This window comes from Mesotoga sp. UBA6090 (assembly GCF_002435945.1).
In the GTDB taxonomy this organism is placed as follows: domain Bacteria; phylum Thermotogota; class Thermotogae; order Petrotogales; family Kosmotogaceae; genus Mesotoga.
This window is the reverse complement of record NZ_DIXC01000054.1, coordinates 1-24,478: the sequence shown is the minus strand read 5'-3', so window position 1 is coordinate 24,478 and position 24,478 is coordinate 1. Positions and strand designations below refer to the sequence as shown.

The following is a 24,478-nucleotide window of genomic DNA, read 5'->3' as shown; positions in this document are numbered from 1 at the left end:
CCAATATCCTTGCGGGGTAAATATGGAACTTGAACCGGACGGTGGACCGTTGACGGTTGACTTTGTTCTTAATGCCCTTGCTCTTCCAAGCGCTCAGCGTCTCCCGGCAAGCGACCAGCGGATCTTTGGACGGTGAACGGCCAACGGATTTTGGCCCCCTTTTCGGGCGAACGGCCGTTCGCCCCTACAGAATCACCTAAGATTGTCATCCCGTAGTGCTCCTGTACGGGATCTCGGAACAAGAACCAATACTATCAAGGTCTGTCATCCCGTAGAGCCTGTTCATACTCTCACTTTGTCATCCCGCGAAGCTTTTGCACGGGATCTCTCATATCTCGTCCATCTCACCCTCTCTACTTAATCTCGTGGGACTTATCTCTTTTCTTTTGGCCTCCTGGCGCGTAGGCGTCAGCCTTACTTCCCCGGATATTCTTCCGGGTATCACTTCCTGTGATGCTTTTGCCAGCGTACGGTGTTCAGCGTTTCTTATCCAAGTGGCTCTTTTTTGCCCGGCACAGCCGGAACCGAAGGTGACTGGCTACTTTTTGCCTTCTGCCTTGCGCCTGAGAGAGGGCTTCCCCCTCTTCGGGCGAACCGCCGTTCGCCCCTACAAGAAGAATATGATTCTGAATGGGATCACAGATAAAGAAGATTGGCTACCGGCTCTTCTCCTTCTTCTAGCAAAACCCGGTTTTCTTAACCCGATCTTCCTAAGTCATCACTTCATTATGTTGCGTCCCGGCACGGTCTTTGCCGACATTGCGACCTGGCGTGATCTTAGCCAGCCTTGCGTCCGCCGATGTTTTCCGGCACATTGCGTTATTAAACTGCTCTTCTCGGACGACGGAGAACCTTGTCTAATGTAACTAGCCTGCGTCAGCAAACAAGTATTATTTGTGCTCTTTCCAACCCCCTACCGGCACGTGCTATCACGTTCTATCAGCCTCACTTCGCGTCGAAGGCGAGAGTGGAGAGGTGTAGCCTTACTGGTTTGCTTCAGCAAATAAGTATTATTTGTACTCTTGGCACACTCCAACCCCCTACCCTGCATGTGCTACCACGTAAGTAGGGTTTTCAAACCGATATTCTTCTATGTTCTTCCAACATACAGAGGTCTTCTACGTACAGGATTCCTCTTTCTGCGGCAGCTTGGGCCGCCTTTTGGCTCTTTATTCCCTTTTGGAGCCAAATGGCTTTGGCTCCGAGTTCTATCGCCTTCAAAGCAATGATTTCGGCCTCTTCTGAGGGTCTGAAGATGTCAACGATTTGGAGTTCAACACCGTCTGATACCACTGCTTCGAGGTCTGGGTATGCTTTGAGACCGCTGTACTCTTCCATACTTGGGTTTACGGGCACGACGCGATAGCCTTTTTCGATCAGATAAGTCGGAACGTAGTTGGCTGCCTTTTCGGCATTCTTTGAAAAGCCTACGACTATCACTCTGTTGAAGCTTTCGAGGATCTTCTTTGCGTTTTCAGTGTAATTCAAAGAACAACACCTCCAAGTATTATCAAAGCTATTCCTAGGAGAAGAGAGAACCAGAAAAACCAGTTCCCGAATCTAGTGTAAGGGGTAGTGGTCACCCTTGGAAGATACTGGAATTCACCAATTACATATTCAGCTGAGAGTTCCTTAGATGACGGCAAACGTTTAACTATTCTTCCATATGGATCGATTACCGCGGAGATTCCCGAGTTAGATACTTGAATTACATATCGCCGGTTTTCAATCGCCCTTGCAATGCTTTTTGAAAGATGTTGTTGGAGAGCAGTCGAGATGTCGAACCAACCATCGTTAGTTGCTGTAACTATTACATTTGCTCCGTTTTGAGTAAGTCTTCTGGCAACGTTGCTGTAAAGGGAGTCGAAGCAGATTTGAGCACCAATTCTGTGTTCGTCCACAGAAAAAATCGTATATTCCTCGCCCGGATCGAAGTAGTCAAGAAATTTCAAGAAACTGAACACTCCGAAGACCCTGGGCCAGGGAAGAAATTCAACAAACGGAGTTAACTGAACTTTCGCGTAGAACTCCTCAGAAAAGCCCTCGCTGTTGACTAATCTTACCTGATTGAAGTTGTAGTCGTTATATGTTGGGAAGCCGACTAGGATCTTCAGATCCCTCTCTCTAGCGATCTCCTCCAATTGGCTTCCGGTCGAACTGCTTCTTATATCGCTCATGAAGGTCGCCTCAGGCAAAACGACTAAAGAACCCTCAGGTATTTCTCTCAATGCTCTGGATACAATCCTGAGAGTCTCTTCAGGCGGCTGGTAATACTTCATCTGCATGGAAATGTTTGTCTGAAGGGCATAAATTGTGCTCTCATACTTATTGGATGAATGAGGAATCGGAATGAAACTGCTCATTATGGAATTAACAAGAGCAATTAATGCGACAGATACTATGATCAGAACGGCTCTATCTCTCGTTCTTTCCAGATACAGATGTGACAAATAGTGGTTGACGAAAACGATTATGAAGACCAATAAAAGCGGACCACCGAAAGCGAGTAACTGAGAAATTCCCTGCTGACCATTGAGAAGAGCGTCGGATAGTCTTCCATTGGTAAATCCCAGCGGACCGATCTCCCGCAGGTATTCCACAACTGTGAAGAATGAAGCAGCAAAGAGGCCAAGAAGAACGGGATATCTGTCGAAGAACCTCTGGTATAGACCGTAAACAAAACCAAAAGCCAGGAAGGGAATGGCAATTACAGGGCCCATCAAAAAGTATACGACTATTCCGATGAAATTAGGAAATGAATTCAAGACCTCGGGAACGTTCACTGCGAGAACGGGCAGTTCCCAGTAGTGTGTGATAAGTAGATACACTAAGCCCCATACAAAGGCCCTTAAAGCCCCCTTCAGAGGCGTTACTTCCTTCATCGCTATGAAGAATGGAATCAATGCAACCCAGATCAGGTACCCCCAGAGCATCCCTGGCATTGCGAGCGCCGTAAGTACGGCTGAAAAAAGTATCAGGACCACTATTCCTCACCCCGGATCTTGAGAATACTGTTGATCGCCTCAGAAACCCCACCGTTATTATTATCCCGCGTGGTCACTAGCGCCGCGTGTCTCTTGACCTCGTCTGGTCCGTTTGCCATGACCACGGGAAGTTCTGCCTTCTTAAGTATCTCTAGATCATTGAAGTTGTCGCCGATGTAGGCAACACTGCTCCAGTCGAGATTCAGGTGATCGAGTATGTGCTCAAGTCCGTTCTCCTTTCCAACACCCGGTCCGAAAAACTCGTAGAAGGCGTGTTCCTCTACGCTGTCGTTCTTGACAACGGTCACGTTATCAAGATGAGAGTTTGATTCAAAGAGCAGCTCCTTGATAAGGCTCTCTTTTCCCTCAAGCGCGATCTCGGGGATACCTTCATCTGAAATTCGAGCCAGGGGATCATCTTCAAAGATCATTCTATACTTGTTATGTCTGTAGTATTCTCGATATGGGGAGTCGGAAGGGCCAACTGTAGAAATATCCGGCAGTCTGAAGAAATCATAGAAGACAAGAATGTTCAAAGATTTATCCCTTGCTCTCGTATAGATCAATCTCGCGCAACTCGCTTCCAGGAGAGATTTTGATATAATCTCAATCTCGTCTCCGTGGCCGAAAGTGACTAGCGCCCCGTTCTGGTAGGAAACAGGAACATCTATTCCCAGCTGTTCAACATACTGGTGGCCGGAAACATAGCTTCTACCAGTCGATATTGAAACTGCCACACCCATATCAAGGGCTAGTCTTATTGCATCTTCATTTTCTCGAGATATCTTTTTCCCATTATCCAGGAGCGTGCCATCGAGATCAATCACTATTAGTCGAATCATCTTCCAACCTCCAGCAATCAATAACCTGAAACGTCTCAAGCCGGTTGTTTTTTGAATTCACCCATCTAGCCTGAATCGGAAAGGCAAACTCCGGGGCTAATCTTCCCTTCAAAACCCATTCCCTCGCTTCAAGGCAATTGTACAATCCAGGATTTGCCATTATCTTCAGAACGGCAGCTTCTTCAACCCATCTTACTTCATCAATCGAATCTATTCCTTCGAGAGATTTCGTGATTCGTGTTCTTCTTTCTTGAGGCGGAAGAGGACAGACGTTAACTAATGCGATGTTTTTCGAGAGGGGACCGATTATCTTCACGTTCGCCAGAGTATGCTGGAAGTCCTCGAGTTCATCGAGCAGGACTTCATTTGCGATCGCGACCGAGTAACCATGGTATGAGGGATTAGCCATGATCTTCAAGAGATGTTTAAGCTTACAGCCTTCCCTTACAGGTGCCTCTCCTATTTTCGGAACTTCAATGCCTAAATACGTCAAAGCCAAATTAATCTGATCCTTCGTCCACTCTCTCAGTGGCGCATAGAAGCCGTCCTTTATCACGATTCCGGTCTTGCCCCAGGAATCGGATTGATTTGCTCCTGTCGCAATAAGACCAATAACCCCGCCTCTTACTGCGGGCAACTTTGCTAGGCGTGTACATCTGTTGCAGGACGGACCAGTACTCCAGACTCTTTCTTGAGCGTCGTAACCCGGTGTAAATTCGAGTTTAAGACCCAGTTCGTCTGCCAGCGACGCCACTATTTCAAGACCTTTGCTGTAAGAGTAAGGACCGAAACAGACATTGACAAGTTTCACATTATCGGTTCCTAGGGCCTTCGAAGCCAGGAAGGCGACAAGAGTAGAATCAAGACCTCCCGAAAAGGCAACCGTAAGCCTTCCGTCTTCTGTCAGTTCCTTGATCTCATCAATAGTCCTGTCTATTAGATTTTCTATCTGTTCGCTCATCTTTTCAAGTATAACGCAAAGAAGGCGGCATCTGCCGCCTTCGATGTTACTGGATCCTATCCGAAAGTGCTCGTTTTTTCTTCACAAGGAATGAAGCTACGTGAATCCCCTTTGTTCCACGTCCAAATCCAGCGTCCATTCCGCAAGCGACCGCAAGGTCATTTGTAATCTGAGTTCCTCCGGAAATAATGATGACTTCGTCCCGCACACCTTTTTCAACAGCGAGTTGAGCTATTTTCTTCATGTTACTCACGTGAACTTCGTTGTGAGTGATGATTGTTGAGACGAGAATCGCTTCTGCGCCGGTCTCCACGGCCGCATCAATGAACTTCTCGGGATGAACGCTCGTTCCTAGATAGGTGTACTTGAAGCCGAACTTCTCGATTCCGCCATGTTTGATATCTAGAATCTCCCTAATTCCAACCGAGTGTTCATCGTTGCCTACAGTCCCCGCAACGACTCTCATAGGATGTTCTTGGACAAAAGAAGTGATTTCCTCTTCACTCAATAAATCTGGTTTTTCGGGCAGTCTAAGAGAGTCTCTCTCGATCTTGAATGGAACCCTTGCTTTCAGTTCAAGGTATGTACCTTCAACAGGATGCAGCACCGTTTTGCTGATAACAGATGCATCGGTGAATCCCATTCTTTTTGCAATCTCGAGCGCTGCCGCTTCCGAATGATCGGGATCGTCGGGGATTGTCATATCAAGCTGAACCCATCCGTCACCCCACCATTCAACCTCGGGACTTATGAGACCCTTTTCTTTATCCAGCAGTTGCTGGGAAATCCTTAGATTGACGTTGTCAGATTCATCCAGTTCGTCTATGTATTTTATCTTTGATCTGTCCTTGAGTGTACAGCCGCCTATCGGTTCATCGGGGGAAGACAAGCCTTCAGGAATATTGTTGTACCCGAAGTGCTCAGATACTGGCGCAAAATACTCGGGGTCTCTCGAAACAACACTGCCCGCACCGATTCCACCGTTTTTTTGCCTTGCTATTCCGTCTCCGTTTCGCTCGGGATACTGACCGTTGTCGACAAAGAAGCCCTTTTCTACGGCTTCAAAGTATCCGCCGACTTCAAGAATCTCTTCCATCATGAGGATTGCGCGCATTTTCATCTCACGAATTTTAGGTCTAACAACTTCCTCATTGACCTTCAGTAGATCTTTGATTCCATCGAGAGCTATCAAGGTGTGCTTTGCCGTCTCGATTCCCCTTATCGAGTTTATGTGCCAGGGAACATTTCTGCCTTCATCGGGAGTTATGGTCGACTGGATGTCTGCTCTTGTCAATCTGGAGATCAGAGTGTCAAGAACGTGAATCCTGGTGGCGTCAATGAGATCGGATTCAATATATCTCGTATTCATCTGAGCCCTGAACCTGTACTCTTTGAAAAGTTCTCGAAGAGTCAGTGCATAAACGAAATTCAGTTTGAATTCCGGAGCCGGAGAAACCACTGGCGGAACTGTCGAAAGAGCTATCGAACCCTTTTTCATACCTGCCTTCACGGAAAAAGCGCAATTGATTGCGTGCTGAACAAGAAGTTCGGGCATTACTTTCCAGGCCCTCTTCGCGGAGGCGTTGGCGTTGTGGGCACCGTCTATCTGAAGCATATCGACACTAGCCATAATTTTCTTCGCAACGGCTGCATCTACAAAGGATCTGACAGGATTAATCCCCCTGTACAGAATGTTGTACTGAGGATCCTGATGAGCACCGTTAACGCCCTCTTCTGCAAAGAGAACTGCAATCTCCGGGCCTGCCACTCCACTTACATAAGAATGGAAGTTGATCGGTCTGCCGACTTCTTCTTCTATGATGTCTAGAGCCTTTCTTGTAGCTCTTAGCTGCTTCCTGGTTATCGGGATTCCTCCGATTCCCTCGGGAGTTCCCTCTATCAGACCGTCGATGTGACTCTGACCGAGTGTCCTGATAACCATAATGTGGTCTGCTCCGTGCCAGGCGGCCATTCTCATCCTTCTGATGTCGTCTTCAAACCTCCCTGATGCTATCTCGGAGGTTATTATGGAATCGGGTTGCGGATCTATGTTATCGAAATAGTGAGAAGCGGGAAGCCCGATACTATTCGCGAGAGGCTCTGAAATCTCGTCGTAATCGAATCCGTCGACTTTCGTACCTTGCGGAAGTCTCTTCCTCCAGGTCCAACCTTTTCTCTTGGGAGCGTAATGCTCCAGATCCTTCAGTATCTCTTCGACTTTGAGCTTCTCATTAACGGGCAGCATTTCGTCCACCCCCTCTGAAAGAAGAGGCCAGCTGTTCCCAGCCCTTTCCGGTCACGAGATCTTCAACGGCTTTCTCCATGGTTAACGAGTTGTTCCTTGCATAAGTGATTACAATGTTTCCGGCTCCCTTTCCCAGCAAGCCATGTTCGTTGGCCTTGGTGACAATTGCGCCGGCCTGGAAGCTGTCCAGTCCCATTCTCAAGAGCACGGAGCGTTCGATCGAAGGGCTGGTATTGGTCTCTGCAAGGTCTATCAGGGGTTCTACAATTCTTTCTGCAAGCTCCCAGAATCGTCTGTCAAGCTCTTCATCTGAAAGATTTTGCAGATGTAAGCTTCTCTTCTCGAAATCATCGTTTCTCTGGATCGACATTGCCGCTTACCTCCTTAACCAATTGCTTAGCTTCGGCCACACTGATCTTCAGTTCTGCGGAAAGGTAATCATAATCGCTCTCGATCAGCGTAACCCCCTGTTTCAAAAGCTGCTTTATATAAGATTTTCTTAGCTCAGTCATGTTCACTTCTTTGTAGGCGATCTGTGAGTAGCCTTCGGGAATCGATATCGTCTTACCAGGAGAGTCTTCGGTAATCGGATCACCACGGATGATCTCGATTCCGTTGTTTCTAGCGAATGTCAGTTGTGCGCTTGGCAATTTGCCCGCTCCTGTGTACTCGGTCTCCTGAACAACTATCGTCTTTTCTTCGGGCAACTCTTTAGCGAGAGCTATTGCAGCAGTCAAGCTTGTATTGCCAGCCGGGCCGCGCTGCAAGCCCTCGAGTCTCGCAAGCATCTCGGTGACATAGAAAACCTCACCTTGCGTAACGAGAAGATATCTGTCCATATATCTCAATGCGCGCGCTGCATTTCTGGGAACGTCTGATCTGTCGGGAAGAACGGCAAAGGGAATACCGAATCCCGTATGACCTGTTGTGAAGGACTTTCTGTTGAAATCAGAATCGCTTGCCATATGAAGACCCGAAAGATCTACACTCACACCAATGATCTCGGTGCTGTCTGCTCGAGCTTTAAGAAGACCCCTCGCCGTTCCCGTGAGATTGCCTCCCCCCGCATGCGTTGCAAGTACGTAATCGGGATTCTTGCCTATCACGCTTTGAGATTGCTCAGCGATCTCGTAGCCCAGCGTTTCGATTCCAGCAATCGCATAAGGGGTATAGAGCGAGGCATTAAAGAATCCAGTCTCTTCGAGTAATAGGAGAAAGTAATAGAAGAGTTCGGGGCCAACTGTCAGTTGTGCTACTTCCGCGCCATATGCTTCACAGGCGCGTGCCTTCTCGAGAATTTCCGGCTGACCTCTCCCTTTGCTATCGTAACACTCTTGAACTATTATGCACTTGAGAGCTCTCTTCATCGACTGAGAAGCTACTGCGGCTCCATAGTTCCCGCTTGTGGCGGCAATAACGCCTCTGAAGCCAAGCTCTCTCGCCCTCGCAACACTAATCGAGGCTCGTCGGTCTTTGAAGCTTCCAGATGGGTTTGTCGCTTCGTCTTTGAGGAAGATTCTGGCTCCCTTACCCGGTTCGCTAATCGATCTAACGAGTCTTGTGATGTTCTTCAGTTCAATGAGAGGAGTGTATCCGATGCCAGTCTCTGCCTGAATTTTTCTTATCTCTTCAATGGGATAAGATGTATCTTTCATAAGCGCTTCGTAGTCAAAGGCGATTCCATCCAGTTCATACCTGTCGTAATCAACTCCAACAGAGGCCTTCATTATCTCTTTTCTCCTGGACATAACCGAATTGTAGGAATTGTCATTCATCTTCATCGCCGCCAGTTAGCCATCTTGTAAGTTCCATTCCCGCTTCAGCCAGCTCAGGGATGTAGTCTCCGAAGTTGTGCTCATGTGTCGGTTCGACAGACTCTATTTTTCCGTGTACTTTTCTTCCTGCGGCTGTCTCTATTGTCACTAATTCACCGACTTCGGCTTTTTCTTCCAGTAGAAAGCCCCTTACCCTTAGTTCGAGAGGAAGGTTTCCAGTGTCTTCGGGCACTGAGGGCGCTCTCTCTCCTGGATTGAGAAGAATCCGGTGGATTTGCACCCACTGTCCCTTCATTGCACTCATACTTACATCTCCTTTATTTCGTCTATCAGGCACCTTGGAATAGGAAGCTCGCTCATTTCGATAAGTCCTGGAGCCGCTTCTATCACTGCGGGAATCATATTTGTCGCAAGAGCAATTGTTCCCTTTCCTCCTGGGATTTCGGGTTTTATCGAAAGATGGATTTCAGGGTCGCCGTAGATATCTATGTAATCTCCAGTGTCTACCCCTTCTGTTTCTGGTAGGATTTGTTGAGGATGAACCAACTCTATCATGAGCTTCTCACCGCAATAACCGCGTCCTACATGCTTACAACCAGCTACCATTCCCGGCTTCACATGCGCTACTGCTGTCTTTCTCTCTGTATTTGAGATGATTGGCTCTTGACTCTCTTCAATTCTGTCTATCTCCCAGCCCAGTGCATTGCCAATCATCGCTATCGATTGCTGAAATCCAATGTGACCGACGATATCTCCCTTCTCGATACCCTTTTTGAACTCTTCAGGAAAGGTCCCCACTCCTTGAGTCTCCATCACAGTCTTTCCAAATGGAGAAAGATCGTTGATTCTTCTAGCCTCGATTCTGTTAACTTTGAGACACGCTCCGGTCATAGCTATTATGAGGAGATCCAGCACGAATCCGGGGTTAATTCCCGTACCGAGGATTGACACCCCATAACGCCAGGCTATGTTCTCGAGTACTTCCGATTCTTCTGGATGCGAAACGAACGGGAAAGCCATTTCTTCGGCTATCGTAAGAATGTCAACATGGTGTCTGGCAGCCGCCTCTATCTTTGGAAGGACTTCTTTGACGAAGGAATTTGTGGCGATTACTACAATGTCGGGTCTCGTTTCAACTATTGCCTTCTCAATGTCTGAGTAAACAAGCCTCCCCGTTTTTTCTCCGCCAAGATACTCTCCGAGGTCTTTTCCGATTCTCTCTGGATCCTTTTCAACCGCACCTACCAGCCTGAGATCTTCTTTCTTCATAATATTTCTCGCCACTCCGCTTCCCATTGCACCCAGGCCCCACACCAAAACTCTGTAAGCCATAAAGAAACCTCCAATCCGAATTTTAGATTATTCAATCCAATACTATCACTGTCGGAAACGGGAGGCTATTTTGGCAATTTGCTGCTATTCGCGATAAAAGACGACTAATCACACATTATGCAAGTATGTTTGAGTATGCGTAAGTATGGATATTAACAGCTGAAGGAAGGCTCGGTCAGTATTCTATTGCCACTCTCTTGATCTCTTCAAGTGAGGTTACTCCGTCAAGAACTTTTTGAACGCCGTCATTGTAGAGAGTTCGCATTCCCGAGGAGACCGCAGCCGCTGCAAGCTCCCTTTCTGAAGCGTTATTGCCTATAAGCTGTCGAAGATTGTTGTTCACCACCAGGATTTCGCTGATGCTTGTTCTGCCCCTATATCCCATCCCTCGACATTCGGGGCAGCCATTTCCCGGGATATATTCGGCGAAATCCTCGCGGTTAGGATAAAGAGTAGAAGCTATCTTTCTTACTTCTTCTCTCACAGGAATCTTCACTTTACAGTTGTTGCACAGCTTTCTTACCAGTCGCTGTCCCATGACGCCAATCAGTGAGGTCCCGAGCAAGAAGGGATCCACCCCCATATTTACAAGTCGGGCCACCGCACCTGCGGCGCTATTCGTGTGAATCGTCGAGAAAACAAGATGCCCGGTGAGTGATGCCTCTATCGCAAGCTGGGCAGTCTCTCTGTCTCGTATTTCACCGACCATAATTATGTCGGGGTCCTGACGCAAGAAAGATCGCAGGTATCTCGCAAAAGTCAATCCAATGTCCGTATTGACTTGACATTGAGAGATGCCTTCTATGGTGTATTCGACAGGGTCCTCAGCGGTCAAGACGTTAAGCTTCTCGGAAGTAACCTGATTAAGAACGGCGACCAAAGTTGTAGATTTCCCGCTCCCTGTAGGTCCTGAAACGAGTATGATTCCATAAGGAGAGCTGATAATACTCTCGAAACGTTCCCTGTTGTAGTCGGAGAGTCCGAGATCTTCAAGCTTCTTCTTCGCATTTGAGACCCTAAGAATTCTCATAACAACTTTCTCGCCGAAAATTGTTGGCATTGTCGAAACTCTCATGTCGAACTGCTCATTGCCCCTTCTAATATAGAACTTTCCATCCTGAGGCATTCTCTTCTCTGAAATATCCAGATTACACATTACTTTGATTCTTGATACAACCGAGTTGTGAGCCTTTCTAGGATAACTGAGAACTTTTCTCAAAACCCCGTCGACTCTCAGTCTGGCAACGGCTATTTTTTCGTAAGGTTCTAGATGGACGTCACTGGCATCGTTTCTGATTCCGTTGTCTAGAAGTGAGTTTATGAACTTTGCGACGGGAGTATCATCGGTTTCGTCCTGTTTGTCATCCTCGAGATCTATTTCCGTATGCTGTTCTATGCTGAAAGTGTTGTCTATGATCTCGCTAGAAGCAGACTCCTCGTAAGAGGATTTGTAAAGTGCATCAAACATTGGGGGAGGTACAAGAAGAGTTAGTATCTTACTTCCAGTCAGAAACGATAGCTCTCTGTCTATTTGTGGAACCTTAAGAACATCGGTTGTTACCACTTTAAGAACGTTGCCTTCGGGAAGAAAATCGATTGGAATCACGTTAAGCCTGTCCGCAACTGGCTTGGGAATCATTCTAAGAACTTCTGGAGATAGTAAATTAGGTACATCATCAAGTACCTTGAGGCCGTATTGTTTGGAAAGAGAATCGTAAATGTCCTCCCACGAAATGACACCCATTCCGACAAGAACTTCGCCAATCGGCTTTCCTACTTTTTTTTGCAGCGCTACAGCCTGCTTGAGAGCATCCTCACCGATGAGACCTTGATCAATGAGTAGCTCTCCGAGCCTCTTATAGACTCTCAACTACTATTCCTCCTCGTTTATGTCCAATCCGAATCTGTAGATAGCGGGGATGTCTGAGGCATCGCCCATCAGTTCGCCTTCGTCGAGCTCCAGACCTGCCGCTATCAAGGTTATATCAAGCTCATCATCGTTCATGTCAGGATCAACGATAAGTCCGAGTTTGACATCGGCATCCTCACTGCAGTTCTGTCTCACTATAGCGGCAGCAATATTCATCTCTCTGAGCGTAATGTTCTTAGCCGAGACGTTGAGAATTATGCCTGTCGCATTATCGATAGGTTTCTCGAGCAGCCGGCTTTCAAGGGCTCTTCGCGCAGCTTCTTCAGCGCGCCTTTCACCGGAGCCTACCCCTATGCCCAGCATTGCCGTTCCGGCATTTCTCAAAACCGACTCGACATCGGCAAAGTCAAGGTTGATATACCCGCGCTTTGTTATTAGCTCAGAGATACCCTTGATCCCGTGATGGAGAGTTTCGTCGGCCTTTGCAAAGGCATCTACGATTGAAGTGTTCGGTGGTAACTCTTGCAGAAGCTTGTTGTTTGAGATTCTTATTAGCGTATCCACCGAATTCTTTAGTCTTCTTAGTCCTTCATGGGCAGTCTTCAAGCGGGTGTTTCCTTCGAAGAAGAAGGGAGTCGTCACTACGGCGACAGTAAGAATTCCCATCTCTCTAGCTATCGAAGCTACTATTGGAGCTGCACCGGTTCCTGTGCCACCACCCATACCTGCTGTGATGAAAAGGAGATCTGTGTCCTCAAGGAATGTTCCGATCTCGTCGACGGACTCCTCGGCGGCTCTTTCACCCACGTTAGGGTTTCCACCGGCTCCTAGACCTCTCGTTAGCTCCGTTCCAAGCTGGATTCTCAGCTCTGCCTTATTGCTTTCAAGAACCTGAACATCCGTATTGGCTGCAATGAATGTCACGCCGTGAATTCCCTCAGAGATCATTCTGTTAACCGCGTTTCCGCCGGCTCCACCCACGCCTATAACTTTTATTGATGGCAATCTGATTTCAGTATTCTTCTTACCTGTGTCAATCTCAAAGCTCATCATCTTCACCTCCAAAGAAGAGGGATTTAATAAAGGATCCGAAACCTTTCTTAGGTCTTTCAACCACGCTCTCTACAGCTTCTCCCTGGACTTCCTCGGGGGAGACCAGATTGCCCAAACACGAACTGAATACGGGATCATTAGCAACATCATGGCTGTTCTCAATACGCTTGTTGAAACTGGTTTCGTATGTTCCGATTCTTACGGGCATTTTCAGAGATTCCACACCTACATCTGTCAATCCTCTCAGCTTTGAACCTCCACCGGTAAAGACTACTCCGCCGGGAATTCTCTCTTCCGAATACTCGGGATTGTTTATTACGAAGAGCTGAATCTCTTTTCTTATCTTGTTAAGGAGTTCCTTCACCCTTGCGTATATTACCGTGGATAGTCTCCTCACAGAGACGTTTTTTCTTGTTCTCTCATCGAGTCCGAAGTATTCTACTACGTCCTCAGAATCCGGTGGGAACATGCTACAATGACCATAGTTCACGAGAAGCCTCTCGGCTTCATCCACAGATGTGCCCAGTACTCTAGCGACATCCAGGACTATATGTCTTATTCCAAGAGGGATTCTTGAGATATAAACAGGAAGATTCTCTCTGTAGATCACCATCTCCGAAAAACTGTGACCCAAAACTACGCTTACCACTCCGTGCTGCTTTTCGGTGTCGGTGAGTACCGCTTCGGAGGCAGAGATCAACGCCGGAGAAATGAAAAAGTCACCTCTTCCGAAAAGTTCTTCGAAAAGCCTTCGGAATATTTCGACTGACTTTCCTTCGCTCGAAACAAAGACCATCTCGACGTTAAGTTTCTTGGCATACATCTCGACAGGGTTGAAGACGACTTTGTCATCATCAAGAATATACTTGCGTATATAACTTCTGTGTATGTTAGTGTTACCCGTCTTCATCTTCTCGGCCTTTAGTCGGCTCATAATGCTCATTATCGTCTGCTCTTTAACCATTACCTGTTTGTCTTCTGAGAGAACCTCTTCAATGTTCTCGGAAAATACCGAATAGTCTCCGTCCGTGAAACTTATCTTGAAGTCCGCTTCAACATCTTTCTTACCCATCTGACCCGTTAGGTCCTCGATCAGTTTTTGAATCGACTGCTTAAGAGCGACCGCATCTTTAACTTCGCCCTTGTCAAGTCCAACAGTCTTGACGCTTCCATAAGCTTCAAGAGTCATCTGACCTGTCTGTTCTCTACTTACCACCACACCCTTGAGGGTGTTCGTGCCAACATCGAGAGAAACCGTATAATCCTTCCCCCTGGCCATCAATGTCACCTCGCTCTCAACAGTTTACCATCACTTAAGAAAATATATTCGCTTCTGTCGGAGGCGTTTTCTAGCTGAAGAAGAAGCTCCCTGTTTACTTCTAAGCTCTCCCAGTCCATGACCTTAACTCGAATCCCACGTCTGAGAAGCAGCACGTTGTTCTCAAAGTCAAAGTATGATACCAGTGCCAGTACTCTTCTGTCAGCAAGAATGCCCTCTACCGCTCCGGCAAAAATGTCTATGTCTCTTTCGCTAGCTACATAAACTCCATTAGTAAGAAGAAATCTAACCCCGCCAATAACCGGGTGATTGAAAATCTCGGTAAGATCAGCGTAATCAACTATAACAAAATCCTCCGATACCCAGTAGTATTTGTCTTCATAACTGACAACAAACTTTCCCGGTTTCAAAAAGACCCTACCTCCGGAGACATCAATACTTCCCGGTGGGTAAATTATATCAGTTTTCCATGTTCTTCTAAAGGCCAGCGGAAATTCAACCAGAATCTCACCCGAATTAACAATCCTGGTTAACTGCTCAACGGGAGCCGTGAAGAATGACTCCAGTACGAAATTCGCTATGCAAAGCATCCAAATGGCAAAAAGGACTACCACGCAAATCCCGGCTCTAAGAGAAAGGCTCATACGTCAAGATTGGAAATACTTAGTGCATGCCGTTGTATAAACGACCTTCTTTCCTCCACCTCGCTACCCATTAGAATGGTGAATACACGATCAGCTTCTTGTGCATCTTCGATATTTATCCGGACCAATTTCCGGTCGTCGGGGTTCATTGTTGTCTCCCAGAGCTGTTCGGGATTCATCTCACCGAGTCCTTTGAATCTGGAGTAATTCAGCTTTCTGTCAGAATGCTCTTTCAGAAAAGCCGTAAGTTCCTCATCGCTATAAAAGTAGAACTTCTGGCGATTCATTTCAATCTTATAAAGTGGAGCTTGAGCAATGAAGACTTTCCCAGCGGTTATCAGCGGTGTCATATACCGGTAAAAGAGAGTCAGAAGCAATGTGGTTATATGAGCGCCGTCAACATCGGCATCGGTCATGATTATGATCCTTCCGTATCTCAGGGATTCTATGTTGAAATCCTCGCCCATGCCTGTTCCGAGAGCGACGATAATGTTGCTTATTGTTTCGCTCTTCAACATTCTGTCAAGTCCTGCCTTTTCCACGTTCAATATCTTACCTCTGAGCGGAAGAATGGCCTGCATTTCTCTCGAGCGTGCCATTTTCGCTGAACCGCCGGCAGAATCTCCTTCGACTATGAATATCTCGGTTTCATCCAGATTTTCAGAGATACAATCTGCAAGTTTACCTGGAAGAGTAGTATTCTCGAGGGCGTTTTTTCTTCGGATCATCTCTCTAGCTTTTTTGGCTGCAAGTCTTGCCCTGGAAGCTTCAAGGGCCTTGCTCAATATTGCCTTTAGATCCTTCTGATTGTAGTCAAAGTGCTCTTCAAGCTTCTCTTTCACTACCTTCATCACTGCTTCGAAAGCCTCATCGTTTCCGAGTTTCGCTTTAGTCTGTCCCTCAAATTGCGGTTCCATGACAAAAACGCTCAAGATCGCGGAAAGGCCCTCCCTCAGATCTTCACCCTGAAGATTCGGGTCTTTTTCTTTCAAAATGTTGTGCTTTCTGCCCAGATCATTCATTGTCTTTGTGAGGACAGTCTTGAAGCCAGTGAGATGAGTTCCCCCTTCGATTGTCTTTATGTTGTTCACGAAGGTAAGAATATCCTCGTCGTATGAAGTTGTGTACTGCATGGCGAGCTGAATCTTCACATCATTATACGAACCTTCTATATAGATTGGATCTTTATGAATTGATTTCTTGTTCTTGCTTAGAGCCTTCACGAACTCTACGATTCCGCCCTCGAAATGATAGCTCCTCTTCTCTCCTATTCTTCTGTCCTCAAAGGTGATTTTTACTCCTCCATTGAGGTAGGCCAGTTCTTTGAATCTCGCCTCAAGGATGTCGAAGTCAAAGTCGGTAATGCTGAATATAAGAGGGTCCGGCTTAAAACTCGTTATGGTTCCCTTTTCCTTTGTCTCTCCGATTATTTCGACGGGAGCAAGAGCCTTTCCTCTTTCATACTTCTGTCGATAGACTTTGCCGTTTACCATTACTTCGACTATCATCCACTCAGACAAAGCGTTTACCACAGAAGCGCCGACACCGTGGAGCCCTCCGCTGATCTTGTAAGAGTCTTTCGAGAACTTCCCTCCGGCGTGCAGTGTCGTCATAACAACTTCAAGAGCGCTCGTTTCTGTATCAGGGTGGATATCTATCGGTATTCCCCTTCCGTTATCGCTGACAACGACGGAACCGTCCTCCGTTATTACGATACTTATATTGTCGCAGTAACCGCCCATAGCCTCGTCTATGCTGTTGTCGACGATCTCATAAACGAGATGGTGTAGTCCGGACTTTCCCGTCGACCCAATATACATTCCCGGTCGCTTTCTAACGGGATCAAGTCCCTTAAGTATCTTTATATTTTGAGCATTATATAAATCAGACATTGAGCACCTCCAAGTCTATCGTCCAATTCTAAATCTGATTCTCTTGATTGCCTCCACCCCTATCGCAGAGTTCATTCTCTCCAGAAGAATATTCTCTCTCAGTTTCATTTCATTGAACCACATACCGTCGTCAACTCTTATAATCAGAGTGCCGTCGGTAAAATCGACTATAGAGGAATGATTTGCAATTGGTTCTCCAACGATTTCTTCCCAATCCTTGTTTAACTCGAAGACCCTAATCTTTCTGAACAGTCCCGAGCTCGTTACCAGATCATCAAATATCTGCCCTATAGTTTGATGGTTCCACTTCATCTAATCCGCTCCAATTACTGTCTTCTGTCATTATGTATCCTTCAAAATTATCCAGTAACAGTCGAGTCATTCCATCGGTGAAATCTTCAATGAGCACTTTATCCTCCAGTCTTCTGACCGGAGCGATTCCTACGCTGGTATGTGTAAGGAAGACTTCATCCGCGCAGAAAACTTCCCAGGCCGGAATTGGTCTCTTCTCAACCGGGATTTCCAGTGACTCACATAACCCGATGACGTTGTCTCTAGTTATTCCCGGCAGAACCCCAGACTGAACATCCGGCGTTGCAACCGACCCGTCGAGAACAAGGAAAATGTTGGAAAAAGAGCCCTCACATAGATTGCCCTTTTCATTTAGAATGATCATGTCGTAATTATCTCCAAGGGCCTTTCTTGTTCTAATATTCCAGCTTGCACCCGGCATCTTCAGGTGAGGATCGACTATCTCGCCCGAGGGTTTCAGAAAAGGTGAGATCGAGATTTTTACACCCAGTTCATAGATATCCTTCGAAGCTGAAGTAAGGCGGCTGAAAACCACTGCGATTATGCTCCCAGAAACGTCGTTCATCAATGAGATACGAATTCTGAAATCTTCGGTCTGAACAGCCTTGTTTCTCTCCAGCCCTTCAATTATTATCGAGTTCAGCTCCTTGCATGTGAACGGTACGTCGAGTCCCAACAGATTCGCGGATTGCTTCAGTCTATCAAAATGCTTTCTGAATGCAAAAGGTAATCCGTTGTACGTTCGAACTACTTCATAGACCGATTCGCTGTTCATTACTCCCGGTATAAGGATACTAATCCGGGATGAGCCTTCGTCACACCACTGATCGGCAATATAGTTCTGCATCGGAACCCTCCTCATGACTCTGTAACTCAGTTATTTTCGCATTCACAAAGCCATCATGTTTTCCGTCAATTCTGTGAGGTATGTAATACTCATCGAATCCGTGACTGCAGGAAGAATCCGATCTCTCGATCAAAACTCTATTCATCCTGCCAATCTGTTTCGCAAGATATCTCTCTCTTGATCTAACTGCCTCTTCCATGAGTTCCACAGACCTGGCTTTCTTGACGGCTGACTCTATTTGACCGGTCATTTCTGCCGCTTCAGTCCCCGGCCTTTTTGAGAATCTAAAAACGTGCACTTTCAAGAAGCCGACATCTTCAATGATTCTCAATGTCTTTCGATGATCCTCATCACTCTCTCCAGGAAAGCCGGCAATCAGATCTGTAGTAAATGCAAATCTAGAATCAATCTCTCTGGCTCTCTCCACCGCTCTAAGATACTCGCTGATCGTGTATTTCCTTCTCATTGATCGTAAAACCGCGTCTGACCCGCTCTGAAGAGAAAGATGGAGATGTCTGGCCAGCCTCGACGAGTTAGCTATCAGTTCGAGAAAACTTTCATTCATTGTGTTCGGGTCGATCGAACCGAGTCGAATTCTCCAGTCTCCAGGAATCTTCTCAAGCTCGTAAAGAAGTTCAACTAGAGATGCATCGAAATCAAAGCCGTAATATCCGATGTTGATTCCGGTCAACACTATCTCTCTATAACCTCTTTCCACTAAACCTCTAAACTCTCTCTTTACTAGATCAACAGGCTTGCTGATTATCTTGTCGCCCCTTGCGAGTCTGATTCTGCAATAGGAGCAGCGGTTCAAACATCCGTCTTCGATTCCCAAAAAAGCCCTGGTTCTCCCTTCAATACTGGAAGTAACAGTCAGAAAACTTCCTTTCTCGACTCCATCCGGCCGATTCAACTGCTTCGAGACGAATTTATGTATGGCCGTCTTCTCTCTGACTCCAATCACTTCATCAGCTCCGAGACTTCGTAATTGCTCTGGTGAAAGCTCGGAGTAACAGCCTGCAATTATAATCTTTGCATTCGGGTTGAGTCCCTTCAGCCTCCTGAAAAGATGTCTTAGTTTTCGTTCCGCTTCGGAGGTTACTGTGCATGAATTCAAAATGAAGAGATCTGCATGTTCCTTAGAAAAACTCACTTCGTAATCTTCCAATCTCTCGGCCATTGCCTGAGACTCGTACTGGTTCATCTTGCAGCCGAAAGTATAGATTGAAACGGTTTTCTTCATCTATCGATCTTGCCTTGCGTCGCTGCGTGAATAAGGTAGATCCTGTTGATTATTCCCATCAGTTTTCCTTCGTCATCGACTACAGGAATGATCTTAAGTCCATTCTTGATGAGGAGATCGGCCGCATATATTACAGTATCATCGGGCTTGATTAGCACTGGCGGTTTCACCATGTGCTGTGAGACCTGGTCGTCCTTTATCTTCCCCAGTCTTATGACGAACTGATGTGTGTCGGGAATGAATGATGCTGACTGAAGAAGACTGAAGTAGCTGGGAAGGGCGCTCTTGATTATGTCGCTTTCACTCAGAAACCCTACGACTCTGAATTCCTCATCGACAACTGGAAGACCTGATTTGTTCTGCCTCAAACAGAATATGATGAAATCTTCAATCGTTTCATCTTCGAAAATTGTCGAAACATCTCTTATCATTGCTTCGCTTACTTTCATTCAGATCACTCCAGTTCCCGGATATCGAAAGAATCTATATGCTCGTCTATGTCCTCAAGTGATATCAATTCTTTGCTTATGTATTCAGCTTCCGCAACGGCCGCAGACATACCCCTCTTTGCGGCCAAAAAGCAGTCCCTTTCGTTTTCAATCATAGAGTGGACCACCCCTGCCATGAACGCATCGCCGGTTCCCAGCAGGTGGGATCTGTCAATATGACTCTTGGTCTTGAACAACCAGACTCCATCTTGTGTTGCAATAACGTCGCCTTCGGTAGCATATGAGAGTATTGCCAGTTTGGAGCCCTTTTCTATGATCTTCTTGGCTGCTTTGACATAATCGTTGAGATCGACTAGACTCTCTCCGAAAATCAGCTTTCTGCTTCTTAGATCCGGCCGAGCCACAGTTATCACGCCGGCTTCTACGGCCATTTCAAAGGCTGGCCCTATACCTTCGGCAAACGCCAACTTACCCGTATCAGTGACCTTTTTGCATAGTGTCATGTAGATGTCGTTGTCTACACCTCTCGGAATGCTGCCGGAAATTACGACGTGTCTGACTCGCGAAAGAGTCACTTCGAATCTTCGGAGAAACATACGTAAGTCATCCGGCTTTATTAAGGGGCCGGATGAGTTAATCTCGGTTATTGTGTCACCTAACGGATCGACTATTGCGATGTTCTCCCTAGTTTCTTCCTCCACATGTACGAAGCCGGTGGTTATCAAGTCACTTATCATACGCATTCTTTCTTCAACCACTTTGCCTATGTTTCCGCCGAGAAAACCCATAGCTACGTTTCGAACCCCTAGACCGGAGAGAATTACTGATACGTTTATGCCCTTACCCCCAGGGTCCATCACTGAGTATTTGGGATTCTTCACCCTGTGGAATTCGTTTATCCTGAAATTCTCAACGACAATTTCCCTGTCGAGAGCAGGGTTAAGCGTAACGGTAAGGACGTTCACCACTCACCTCCATTGGAGAAGAATTATCGGTTGTTCAGAACGAAAACTTCCGGACTTCCGACATATGAAATTTTACCATTTTTCAGAACAATCAACAAATCAGAAATGTCTAGAAGTCTCAGAACAAACCTGGAAGAGATAATCATGGTCACATTGTTTCTTGTCTCCTGAAGTATGTTTTTCACCTCGGTGCAAGCATCGTCGTCAAGGTGATCGAGAATGTTGTCAAGGATGATTATTTCGGGATGGCGGACCAGAGTCGAAAAAACCAGCAATGAAAGCCTCTTAAAGAGCGGAATGCTCTTCAGAGAAGTCTCTGCTTTCACCGAAAGAAGGTCGAGTAAATCGAGCTCGTGAAAAAGGTCCAGTTCGCTTTCTTCGAAATCCTCGAACTCAAAGTTCTTGCCTTTCAAAAACCTGAAAAACTCAATCAGCGAGAAGTTAGACATTGCTTCAAGAAAGGTTGTATCGACGTATGCTACTCGCCTTCTCACGCTTTTTCTATCTAGATCTTCAATATCCGAACCGAAGAGTCTTATTGAGCCGGTATAACTAACTTTGTCGAAGAGTTCTTCGTTCAAATGAATGAAACTCCTTAGAAGAGCCGACTTGCCTGATCCTCTTGCTCCCTGAAGAAGAGCAATGCCTCCCACTGGCACATCAAACGAAATGCTGTCGAGCATCTTTTTCCCTTCGACTATTAAAGAGAAGGCCTCTAGAGAAAGAGCAGCCTCAATCACGAGACTGCTCCTCTTTTCCGTTCTTATCGTTTAAACGACTAAAAATCTCTCGGTTGGCCAGTAAATCGCCATTCTTAGCTTTTTTCAATAATTCTATTTGAGAAAGAATTCTGGGACTCGTTTCAACTGGTCTTGCTCTCTTTTTTTCGGGCAAGTTTTCACGTCCCTTCGCGTGTGTCTTCTATTATATTATATGCACAGACTCTTTGCTCGAAAATGATACGTAAATTAAGAGCTTGTAATTAAATCGCTAAATTAGTCGCGCTTAGACGTGTTTAGCATGCCAAGCAATGCCTTAAGCTGTTTACTTCTCGAAGGGTGCCTCAGTTTTCTGAGAGCCTTCACTTCGATCTGTCGGATTCTCTCTCTCGTCACGTTGAAGAACTGTCCCACTTCTTCAAGAGTCTTTGTCTTTCCATCTAGCAGTCCATATCTCATCTTCAGCACCATTGCTTCTCTAGGGGAAAGAGTGTCGAGAATCTGATCTATCTGTTCTCTCAACAGCATCTTCATAGCAGCTTCCTCCGGCTGCTCCATAGAATCGTCATGAATGAAGTCGCCCATCGTCGATTCTTCATCGCCACTTATTGGCGACTCAAGCGAAACCGTCTCCTTCGATGCAGCCAAAATCTCTTCGATCTTCTCCGGTGTCTTGCCGGTTAACTGGCCCAGTTCTTCGATCGTCGGATACTCTCCGAAATCCTGTAAGTGTTCTCTGATAACTTTGTTCAGTTTGTTTATAGTTTCAACCATGTGGACCGGGACCCTTATCGTTCTTGCCTGGTCTGCAATAGCCCTTGTGATGGCCTGCCTGATCCACCAGGTTGCATACGTGCTGAACTTGTAGCCCTTCTTCCAGTCAAATTTCTCAACGGCCTTGATCAGCCCAATGTTTCCCTCCTGAATAAGGTCAAGGAATGTTAGACCGCGTCCAATGTACCTCTTAGCAATGGAAACGACAAGTCTCAGGTTAGCAGTGATAAGCTCTTCCTTTGCTTTCGGTTCGCCTTTCTGAGCACGACGCGCAAGCTCCCTTTCTCTACTTGGAGTAAGGAGAGAAATCTTGCCGATCTCCTTCAGATACATCTTTATCGGGTCTTTGAGAGAGATATTGTCATACATTTCCGGTGTTGTCTCAAGTATCGAAACAAGTTCTTCGCCGCCGTCGCTCTCTACGTCATCGTCTCCCTCTACGGGTTCTTTTTCAACGACATTTATTTTATTCTTCTCGAATTCCTCATAGATTGATTCAACAAGAGTTGAGTCAAAGCCTTCGTAGTCTGGCGGGAAAGCGCTATCAATATCTTCATACGTAATAAAGCCCTTCTTCTTTCCCTGCCTGAGAAGTTTCTTGATTCGCTTATCTATCTCTTCCTTAGTAATCAGAACATTGTTTTCGCCGTTATCATCGGAATCACTTTCTTCAACAACTATTTTTTCAGCAAGTGATTTGATGTTCTCTTCAATAACCTTAGCTTTCGTCTTCGTTTTCCTTTGCTGCTTTTCCAAATTAATCGCCACCCTTCATCTTTCTATCGAGCAGTCTTCTGAGCTCGATCCTCCTGACCAGCAAAGCTCTTTTCGCCCCCTCGTCCTTCACATTTGGCAGCTTTCTATCGATCTCGGCCATTTCTTCTTCCACAAGTCTCTTGTTTGCGTACTCACCGGTTGTCCGGAGTATCTTCTGAGCTGTCTCGTAATCAATGCAAATGGATGCCAGATCGATCAGTTCTCTGCCAATACTTTCATCCACAAGATCGAGTAATTCCTCAAGTTCCAGACCCCTTTTCATTCCCTTGAGAAGTTCCTTCAAATCCCTGCTTTCTTCCATAAGCTCGAGCTGCTTCACAACTGTTTCTCGCAGCGCCGGATGCTGAAGATAGATCCCAATATGATCTTTAAGTTTCAATATGACGCCGCTCCTGAGTTCCTTACCGGCATCCCTGGAACTACCACTGCGAAGGGCCGATTCAAGCTCCCGCTCTGAATACCCAGTCTTTTCCGAAAGCGCGGCCACTGTTGACTGAACAGTCGCAAGATTTCCCGAGTTCCGGAAACTGACTACATACGGCCGCAGATATTCTATTAGATGTTTTCTTCCCTGAGGGACGGACAAATCAAGCTTTCTGGAATAGAACTCAACCCTGAAGGCAGCTCCTGGTATAGCGACCGCCAGAACTTCCTTTAATGCCTTTGCACCTTCGGTAACGAAGAGATCGGCTGGGTCCTTGTAGTCCCGCATCATTACCACGGCAGTTGTGAAGTCCATCTTCTCGGCGATGTCTACTGATCTGAGTGTTGCTGCCTGGCCCGCCGCATCTGAGTCGAGAAAGAACAGCAAATTCCTTGTGTAATTTCCCAGAATCCGGAGATGTTTTTCCGTCAATGCCGTTCCTAGCAAACCTACAGCGTTGCTAATACCCGCTTCGAAAAGCGAAATAACGTCGAAATATCCTTCCGCGATTACCGCGTAGTTCAACTGCTTGATTGCCGCTTTGGCACGTGAAAGATTGAATAAGAGCCTGTTCTTCTGGAAGTATTTCGATTCGGAGGAATTGATATACTTAGGCCCCTGCTCGGCAATCATTATTCTTCCGCCGAATCCAACCACTCTGCCCGATTCGTTGTCAATGGGAATCATTAATCTGCCCGCAAATCTGTCTTTGAACGAAGTCCCTCTTCTCAACAACACTCCGAACTGAAGAAGGGACTTTTCATCGGCCCTTAGTTTCGACGGTAATGACTGGGAAAAAGTTCTTTCATCTGGTGAATACCCCAGCTGAAATTCACTTATTGTGTTTGGCGAAATCTTTCTCTTTTCCTCGAGATACTTTAAGATCTCATCATTGTTCTCTCGCAGTTCCCTGTTATATATGCCTGCAAGACGAGACAAGATCGCCGTATATCTGTCGTATTCCGACTCGGCCGTATCGACTTCAATGGGGATGCCTGCATAGTCAGCGAGTCGCTTCACAGCTTCGGAAAATGAAAGATTCTCGATTTTTTGGTAGAAAGTTATGATATCACCTTTTTCACCGCAGCCAA

General features: G+C 46.3%; 22 protein-coding genes. All 22 read right to left on the bottom strand.

Annotated features, from left to right (window positions below; translation table 11 throughout):
- Positions 1 to 1,074: 1,074 nt before the first annotated feature.
- Positions 1,075 to 1,488, bottom strand: a complete 414-nt coding sequence (locus B3K42_RS08410) for a CoA-binding protein (RefSeq protein WP_110990505.1) — start codon at positions 1,486 to 1,488, stop codon at positions 1,075 to 1,077.
- Entirely contained in the window at positions 1,485 to 2,984 is a 1,500-nt protein-coding gene (lnt, locus tag B3K42_RS08405) for an apolipoprotein N-acyltransferase (protein WP_110990504.1), read from the bottom strand. The genes B3K42_RS08410 and lnt overlap by 4 nt, the downstream gene beginning before the upstream one ends.
- The gene (locus tag B3K42_RS08400) at positions 2,984 to 3,826 is read right to left on the bottom strand and encodes a Cof-type HAD-IIB family hydrolase (RefSeq protein ID WP_292598244.1); all 843 of its coding nucleotides are present in this window, start codon (positions 3,824 to 3,826) and stop codon (positions 2,984 to 2,986) included. Before B3K42_RS08400 ends, lnt begins: the two co-directional genes overlap by 1 nt.
- Positions 3,804 to 4,787 (bottom strand): asparagine synthase-related protein, encoded by a 984-nt coding sequence (locus B3K42_RS08395; protein WP_292598242.1) that lies wholly within the window; start codon positions 4,785 to 4,787, stop codon positions 3,804 to 3,806. Before B3K42_RS08395 ends, B3K42_RS08400 begins: the two co-directional genes overlap by 23 nt.
- A 46-nt stretch (positions 4,788 to 4,833) precedes the next feature.
- Positions 4,834 to 7,032 carry a D-ornithine 4,5-aminomutase subunit OraE gene (gene oraE, locus B3K42_RS08390; protein WP_292598239.1) on the bottom strand — a complete coding sequence of 733 codons (2,199 nt, stop codon included), beginning with the start codon at positions 7,030 to 7,032 and terminating at the stop codon, positions 4,834 to 4,836.
- Positions 7,019 to 7,402, bottom strand: coding sequence for an ornithine aminomutase subunit alpha (locus B3K42_RS08385; protein ID WP_292598237.1), 384 nt, complete (start codon positions 7,400 to 7,402; stop codon positions 7,019 to 7,021). Before B3K42_RS08385 ends, oraE begins: the two co-directional genes overlap by 14 nt.
- On the bottom strand, positions 7,380 to 8,807 hold the full coding sequence (gene ortB / locus B3K42_RS08380; RefSeq protein WP_292598236.1) for a 2-amino-4-oxopentanoate thiolase subunit OrtB: 1,428 nt from the start codon (positions 8,805 to 8,807) through the stop codon (positions 7,380 to 7,382). Before ortB ends, B3K42_RS08385 begins: the two co-directional genes overlap by 23 nt.
- Entirely contained in the window at positions 8,800 to 9,111 is a 312-nt protein-coding gene (ortA, locus tag B3K42_RS08375; protein ID WP_110990503.1) for a 2-amino-4-oxopentanoate thiolase subunit OrtA, read from the bottom strand. Before ortA ends, ortB begins: the two co-directional genes overlap by 8 nt.
- Before the next feature lie 2 nt (positions 9,112 to 9,113).
- Positions 9,114 to 10,139: a 2,4-diaminopentanoate dehydrogenase gene (gene ord, locus B3K42_RS08370; protein ID WP_292598233.1), complete on the bottom strand. Its 1,026-nt coding sequence runs from the start codon at positions 10,137 to 10,139 to the stop codon at positions 9,114 to 9,116.
- A 175-nt stretch (positions 10,140 to 10,314) separates the two neighbouring features.
- Positions 10,315 to 12,009, bottom strand: coding sequence for a GspE/PulE family protein (locus tag B3K42_RS08365; protein WP_292598231.1), 1,695 nt, complete (start codon positions 12,007 to 12,009; stop codon positions 10,315 to 10,317).
- Between the two features lie 3 nt (positions 12,010 to 12,012).
- Positions 12,013 to 13,059, bottom strand: coding sequence for a cell division protein FtsZ (gene ftsZ, locus B3K42_RS08360; RefSeq protein ID WP_292598229.1), 1,047 nt, complete (start codon positions 13,057 to 13,059; stop codon positions 12,013 to 12,015).
- The gene (gene ftsA, locus B3K42_RS08355) at positions 13,049 to 14,341 is read right to left on the bottom strand and encodes a cell division protein FtsA (RefSeq protein ID WP_292598228.1); all 1,293 of its coding nucleotides are present in this window, start codon (positions 14,339 to 14,341) and stop codon (positions 13,049 to 13,051) included. Before ftsA ends, ftsZ begins: the two co-directional genes overlap by 11 nt.
- A 5-nt stretch (positions 14,342 to 14,346) precedes the next feature.
- Positions 14,347 to 14,751: a DUF4894 domain-containing protein gene (locus tag B3K42_RS08350; RefSeq protein WP_292598226.1), complete on the bottom strand. Its 405-nt coding sequence runs from the start codon at positions 14,749 to 14,751 to the stop codon at positions 14,347 to 14,349.
- 230 nt (positions 14,752 to 14,981) lie between these two features.
- The gene (gene gyrB, locus B3K42_RS08345) at positions 14,982 to 16,877 is read right to left on the bottom strand and encodes a DNA topoisomerase (ATP-hydrolyzing) subunit B (protein WP_110990500.1); all 1,896 of its coding nucleotides are present in this window, start codon (positions 16,875 to 16,877) and stop codon (positions 14,982 to 14,984) included.
- 15 nt (positions 16,878 to 16,892) lie between these two features.
- Positions 16,893 to 17,189, bottom strand: coding sequence for a DUF721 domain-containing protein (locus B3K42_RS08340; RefSeq protein WP_110990499.1), 297 nt, complete (start codon positions 17,187 to 17,189; stop codon positions 16,893 to 16,895).
- The gene (locus B3K42_RS08335) at positions 17,152 to 18,036 is read right to left on the bottom strand and encodes an aminotransferase class IV (protein ID WP_110990498.1); all 885 of its coding nucleotides are present in this window, start codon (positions 18,034 to 18,036) and stop codon (positions 17,152 to 17,154) included. Before B3K42_RS08335 ends, B3K42_RS08340 begins: the two co-directional genes overlap by 38 nt.
- Positions 18,005 to 19,279, bottom strand: a complete 1,275-nt coding sequence (gene mtaB / locus B3K42_RS08330; RefSeq protein WP_110990497.1) for a tRNA (N(6)-L-threonylcarbamoyladenosine(37)-C(2))-methylthiotransferase MtaB — start codon at positions 19,277 to 19,279, stop codon at positions 18,005 to 18,007. The genes B3K42_RS08335 and mtaB overlap by 32 nt, the downstream gene beginning before the upstream one ends.
- The gene (locus B3K42_RS08325; protein ID WP_110990496.1) at positions 19,276 to 19,728 is read right to left on the bottom strand and encodes an HPP family protein; all 453 of its coding nucleotides are present in this window, start codon (positions 19,726 to 19,728) and stop codon (positions 19,276 to 19,278) included. The genes mtaB and B3K42_RS08325 overlap by 4 nt, the downstream gene beginning before the upstream one ends.
- A gap of 5 nt (positions 19,729 to 19,733) precedes the next feature.
- Positions 19,734 to 20,693, bottom strand: coding sequence for a 1-phosphofructokinase family hexose kinase (locus B3K42_RS08320; protein ID WP_110990495.1), 960 nt, complete (start codon positions 20,691 to 20,693; stop codon positions 19,734 to 19,736).
- A gap of 23 nt (positions 20,694 to 20,716) precedes the next feature.
- Positions 20,717 to 21,433 carry an ATP-binding cassette domain-containing protein gene (locus tag B3K42_RS08315; RefSeq protein ID WP_110990494.1) on the bottom strand — a complete coding sequence of 239 codons (717 nt, stop codon included), beginning with the start codon at positions 21,431 to 21,433 and terminating at the stop codon, positions 20,717 to 20,719.
- A 255-nt stretch (positions 21,434 to 21,688) separates the two neighbouring features.
- Positions 21,689 to 22,819: an RNA polymerase sigma factor RpoD gene (rpoD, locus tag B3K42_RS08310; RefSeq protein WP_349680965.1), complete on the bottom strand. Its 1,131-nt coding sequence runs from the start codon at positions 22,817 to 22,819 to the stop codon at positions 21,689 to 21,691.
- A 124-nt stretch (positions 22,820 to 22,943) separates the two neighbouring features.
- A partial coding sequence (gene dnaG, locus B3K42_RS08305) for a DNA primase (protein ID WP_292598220.1) occupies positions 22,944 to 24,478 on the bottom strand: 1,535 nt, incomplete at its 5' end.

Bases quoted from the DNA above. Each gene is read 5' to 3' on its own strand.
- B3K42_RS08400 (WP_292598244.1), bottom strand. From the start codon at position 3,826: ATGATTCGACTAATAGTGATTGATCTCGATGGCACGCTCCTGGATAAT.
- B3K42_RS08395 (WP_292598242.1), bottom strand. From the start codon at position 4,787: ATGAGCGAACAGATAGAAAATCTAATAGACAGGACTATTGATGAGATC.
- oraE (WP_292598239.1), bottom strand. From the start codon at position 7,032: ATGCTGCCCGTTAATGAGAAGCTCAAAGTCGAAGAGATACTGAAGGAT.
- B3K42_RS08385 (WP_292598237.1), bottom strand. From the start codon at position 7,402: ATGTCGATCCAGAGAAACGATGATTTCGAGAAGAGAAGCTTACATCTG.
- ortB (WP_292598236.1), bottom strand. From the start codon at position 8,807: ATGAATGACAATTCCTACAATTCGGTTATGTCCAGGAGAAAAGAGATA.
- ortA (WP_110990503.1), bottom strand. From the start codon at position 9,111: ATGAGTGCAATGAAGGGACAGTGGGTGCAAATCCACCGGATTCTTCTC.
- ord (WP_292598233.1), bottom strand. From the start codon at position 10,139: ATGGCTTACAGAGTTTTGGTGTGGGGCCTGGGTGCAATGGGAAGCGGA.
- ftsZ (WP_292598229.1), bottom strand. From the start codon at position 13,059: ATGAGCTTTGAGATTGACACAGGTAAGAAGAATACTGAAATCAGATTG.
- ftsA (WP_292598228.1), bottom strand. From the start codon at position 14,341: ATGGCCAGGGGGAAGGATTATACGGTTTCTCTCGATGTTGGCACGAAC.
- gyrB (WP_110990500.1), bottom strand. From the start codon at position 16,877: ATGTCTGATTTATATAATGCTCAAAATATAAAGATACTTAAGGGACTT.
- B3K42_RS08340 (WP_110990499.1), bottom strand. From the start codon at position 17,189: ATGAAGTGGAACCATCAAACTATAGGGCAGATATTTGATGATCTGGTA.
- B3K42_RS08335 (WP_110990498.1), bottom strand. From the start codon at position 18,036: ATGCAGAACTATATTGCCGATCAGTGGTGTGACGAAGGCTCATCCCGG.
- mtaB (WP_110990497.1), bottom strand. From the start codon at position 19,279: ATGAAGAAAACCGTTTCAATCTATACTTTCGGCTGCAAGATGAACCAG.
- B3K42_RS08325 (WP_110990496.1), bottom strand. From the start codon at position 19,728: ATGAAAGTAAGCGAAGCAATGATAAGAGATGTTTCGACAATTTTCGAA.